The organism is Bacillus nitroreducens, from assembly GCF_964021195.1.
The window spans coordinates 1-3,535 of record NZ_CAXHYI020000002.1 but is presented as its reverse complement, the minus strand read 5'-3'; the positions used below and the strand labels follow the sequence as shown (position 1 = coordinate 3,535).

Below are 3,535 nucleotides of genomic sequence, written 5' to 3'. Positions count from 1 at the left end.
TAGCTTTTTTTTTTGGAATTTTTTTTTTGGAATTTTTTTTTTGCGCTAACAACCTCCTGCCGTTTTGCCCGTGCATATCGGTCACGAACAAATCTGATTACTAAACACAGTAGCCTGGATTTGTTCTATCAGTAATCGACCTTATTCCTAATTAAATAGAGCAAATCCCCTTATTGGGGGTAAGACATGAAGATGCCAGAAAAACATGACCTGTTGGCCGCCATTCTCGCGGCAAAGGAACAAGGCATCGGGGCAATCCTTGCGTTTGCAATGGCGTACCTTCGCGGCAGATATAATGGCGGTGCGTTTACAAAAACAGTAATCGACGCAACGATGTGCGCCATTATCGCCTAGTTCATTCGTGACCTTCTCGACTTCGCCGGACTAAGTAGCAATCTCGCTTATATAACGAGCGTGTTTATCGGCTACATCGGTACTGACTCGATTGGTTCGCTTATCAAACGCTTCGCTGCTAAAAAAGCCGGAGTAGAAGATGGTAGAAATCAATAATCAACGTAAGGCGTTCCTCGATATGCTGGCGTGGTCGGAGGGAACTGATAACGGACGTCAGAAAACCAGAAATCATGGTTATGACGTCATTGTAGGCGGAGAGCTATTTACTGATTACTCCGATCACCCTCGCAAACTTGTCACGCTAAACCCAAAACTCAAATCAACAGGCGCCGGACGCTACCAGCTTCTTTCCCGTTGGTGGGATGCCTACCGCAAGCAGCTTGGCCTGAAAGACTTCTCTCCGAAAAGTCAGGACGCTGTGGCATTGCAGCAGATTAAGGAGCGTGGCGCTTTACCTATGATTGATCGTGGTGATATCCGTCAGGCAATCGACCGTTGCAGCAATATCTGGGCTTCACTGCCGGGCGCTGGTTATGGTCAGTTCGAGCATAAGGCTGACAGCCTGATTGCAAAATTCAAAGAAGCGGGCGGAACGGTCAGAGAGATTGATGTATGAGCAGAGTCACCGCGATTATCTCCGCTCTGGTTATCTGCATCATCGTCTGCCTGTCATGGGCTGTTAATCATTACCGTGATAACGCCATTACCTACAAAGCCCAGCGCGACAAAAATGCCAGAGAACTGAAGCTGGCGAACGCGGCAATTACTGACATGCAGATGCGTCAGCGTGATGTTGCTGCGCTCGATGCAAAATACACGAAGGAGTTAGCTGATGCTAAAGCTGAAAATGATGCTCTGCGTGATGATGTTGCCGCTGGTCGTCGTCGGTTGCACATCAAAGCAGTCTGTCAGTCAGTGCGTGAAGCCACCACCGCCTCCGGCGTGGATAATGCAGCCTCCCCCCGACTGGCAGACACCGCTGAACGGGATTATTTCACCCTCAGAGAGAGGCTGATCACTATGCAAAAACAACTGGAAGGAACCCAGAAGTATATTAATGAGCAGTGCAGATAGAGTTGCCCATATCGATGGGCAACTCATGCAATTATTGTGAGCAATACACACGCGCTTCCAGCGGAGTATAAATGCCTAAAGTAATAAAACCGAGCAATCCATTTACGAATGTTTGCTGGGTTTCTGTTTTAACAACATTTTCTGCGCCGCCACAAATTTTGGCTGCATCGACAGTTTTCTTCTGCCCAATTCCAGAAACGAAGAAATGATGGGTGATGGTTTCCTTTGGTGCTACTGCTGCCGGTTTGTTTTGAACAGTAAACGTCTGTTGAGCACATCCTGTAATAAGCAGGGCCAGCGCAGTAGCGAGTAGCATTTTTTTCATGGTGTTATTCCCGATGCTTTTTGAAGTTCGCAGAATCGTATGTGTAGAAAATTAAACAAACCCTAAACAATGAGTTGAAATTTCATATTGTTAATATTTATTAATGTATGTCAGGTGCGATGAATCGTCATTGTATTCCCGGATTAACTATGTCCACAGCCCTGACGGGGAACTTCTCTGCGGGAGTGTCCGGGAATAATTAAAACGATGCACACAGGGTTTAGCGCGTACACGTATTGCATTATGCCAACGCCCCGGTGCTGACACGGAAGAAACCGGACGTTATGATTTAGCGTGGAAAGATTTGTGTAGTGTTCTGAATGCTCTCAGTAAATAGTAATGAATTATCAAAGGTATAGTAATATCTTTTATGTTCATGGATATTTGTAACCCATCGGAAAACTCCTGCTTTAGCAAGATTTTCCCTGTATTGCTGAAATGTGATTTCTCTTGATTTCAACCTATCATAGGACGTTTCTATAAGATGCGTGTTTCTTGAGAATTTAACATTTACAACCTTTTTAAGTCCTTTTATTAACACGGTGTTATCGTTTTCTAACACGATGTGAATATTATCTGTGGCTAGATAGTAAATATAATGTGAGACGTTGTGACGTTTTAGTTCAGAATAAAACAATTCACAGTCTAAATCTTTTCGCACTTGATCGAATATTTCTTTAAAAATGGCAACCTGAGCCATTGGTAAAACCTTCCATGTGATACGAGGGCGCGTAGTTTGCATTATCGTTTTTATCGTTTCAATCTGGTCTGACCTCCTTGTGTTTTGTTGATGATTTATGTCAAATATTAGGAATGTTTTCACTTAATAGTATTGGTTGCGTAACAAAGTGCGGTCCTGCTGGCATTCTGGAGGGAAATACAACCGACAGATGTATGTAAGGCCAACGTGCTCAAATCTTCATACAGAAAGATTTGAAGTAATATTTTAACCGCTAGATGAAGAGCAAGCGCATGGAGCGACAAAATGAATAAAGAACAATCTGCTGATGATCCCTCCGTGGATCTGATTCGTGTAAAAAATATGCTTAATAGCACCATTTCTATGAGTTACCCTGATGTTGTAATTGCATGTATAGAACATAAGGTGTCTCTGGAAGCATTCAGAGCAATTGAGGCAGCGTTGGTGAAGCACGATAATAATATGAAGGATTATTCCCTGGTGGTTGACTGATCACCATAACTGCTAATCATTCAAACTATTTAGTCTGTGACAGAGCCAACACGCAGTCTGTCACTGTCAGGAAAGTGGTAAAACTGCAACTCAATTACTGCAATGCCCTCGTAATTAAGTGAATTTACAATATCGTCCTGTTCGGAGGGAAGAACGCGGGATGTTCATTCTTCATCACTTTTAATTGATGTATATGCTCTCTTTTCTGACGTTAGTCTCCGACGGCAGGCTTCAATGACCCAGGCTGAGAAATTCCCGGACCCTTTTTGCTCAAGAGCGATGTTAATTTGTTCAATCATTTGGTTAGGAAAGCGGATGTTGCGGGTTGTTGTTCTGCGGGTTCTGTTCTTCGTTGACATGAGGTTGCCCCGTATTCAGTGTCGCTGATTTGTATTGTCTGAAGTTGTTTTTACGTTAAGTTGATGCAGATCAATTAATACGATACCTGCGTCATAATTGATTATTTGACGTGGTTTGATGGCCTCCACGCACGTTGTGATATGTAGATGATAATCATTATCACTTTACGGGTCCTTTCCGGTGAAAAAAAAGGTACCAAAAAAAACATCGTCGTGAGTAGTGAACCGTAA

At 43.4% G+C, this 3,535-nt stretch carries 6 protein-coding genes and 1 pseudogene; 4 read left to right on the top strand and 3 right to left on the bottom strand.

All coding sequences use genetic code 11. From position 1 onward, the window contains the following. Positions 1–186 precede the first annotated feature (186 nt). From ACWPVE_RS03840 to rzpD, 3 genes and pseudogenes are all read left to right on the top strand, one after another. Positions 187–510, top strand: a pseudogene (locus tag ACWPVE_RS03840) (phage holin, lambda family). Further along, a complete protein-coding gene (locus ACWPVE_RS03835; protein ID WP_000229403.1) occupies positions 494–970 on the top strand; it encodes a glycoside hydrolase family 24 protein in 477 nt (158 codons plus the stop codon). The pseudogene ACWPVE_RS03840 and the gene ACWPVE_RS03835 overlap by 17 nt, the downstream one beginning before the upstream one ends. Then, positions 967–1,428: a prophage endopeptidase RzpD gene (rzpD, locus tag ACWPVE_RS03830; protein ID WP_000092275.1), complete on the top strand. Its 462-nt coding sequence runs from the start codon at positions 967–969 to the stop codon at positions 1,426–1,428. The genes ACWPVE_RS03835 and rzpD overlap by 4 nt, the downstream gene beginning before the upstream one ends. 31 nt (positions 1,429–1,459) lie before the next feature. Here the strand turns inward: rzpD and bor are convergent, their stop codons facing one another. Both bor and ACWPVE_RS03820 read right to left on the bottom strand, forming a co-directional pair. Beyond that, entirely contained in the window at positions 1,460–1,753 is a 294-nt protein-coding gene (gene bor / locus ACWPVE_RS03825) for a serum resistance lipoprotein Bor (RefSeq protein ID WP_000738492.1), read from the bottom strand. A gap of 289 nt (positions 1,754–2,042) precedes the next feature. Further along, complete coding sequence (locus tag ACWPVE_RS03820) at positions 2,043–2,453, bottom strand: DUF1398 domain-containing protein (protein WP_012775990.1); 411 nt, start codon at positions 2,451–2,453, stop codon at positions 2,043–2,045. 285 nt (positions 2,454–2,738) lie between these two features. Between ACWPVE_RS03820 and ybcW the strand changes: the two genes are divergently transcribed. Further along, entirely contained in the window at positions 2,739–2,945 is a 207-nt protein-coding gene (gene ybcW, locus ACWPVE_RS03815) for a protein YbcW (protein ID WP_001031427.1), read from the top strand. Between the two features lie 164 nt (positions 2,946–3,109). Here ybcW and ACWPVE_RS03810 read toward each other — a convergent pair whose 3' ends face one another. Beyond that, positions 3,110–3,304: a YlcI/YnfO family protein gene (locus ACWPVE_RS03810; RefSeq protein ID WP_001421937.1), complete on the bottom strand. Its 195-nt coding sequence runs from the start codon at positions 3,302–3,304 to the stop codon at positions 3,110–3,112. Positions 3,305–3,535: the final 231 nt, after the last annotated feature.

What these genes read in the sequence shown, in the direction of transcription:
- ACWPVE_RS03835 (WP_000229403.1), top strand. Translation starts at nt 494, where the DNA reads ATGGTAGAAATCAATAATCAACGTAAGGCGTTCCTCGATATGCTGGCG.
- rzpD (WP_000092275.1), top strand. Translation starts at nt 967, where the DNA reads ATGAGCAGAGTCACCGCGATTATCTCCGCTCTGGTTATCTGCATCATC.
- bor (WP_000738492.1), bottom strand. Translation starts at nt 1,753, where the DNA reads ATGAAAAAAATGCTACTCGCTACTGCGCTGGCCCTGCTTATTACAGGA.
- ACWPVE_RS03820 (WP_012775990.1), bottom strand. Translation starts at nt 2,453, where the DNA reads ATGGCTCAGGTTGCCATTTTTAAAGAAATATTCGATCAAGTGCGAAAA.
- ybcW (WP_001031427.1), top strand. Translation starts at nt 2,739, where the DNA reads ATGAATAAAGAACAATCTGCTGATGATCCCTCCGTGGATCTGATTCGT.
- ACWPVE_RS03810 (WP_001421937.1), bottom strand. Translation starts at nt 3,304, where the DNA reads ATGTCAACGAAGAACAGAACCCGCAGAACAACAACCCGCAACATCCGC.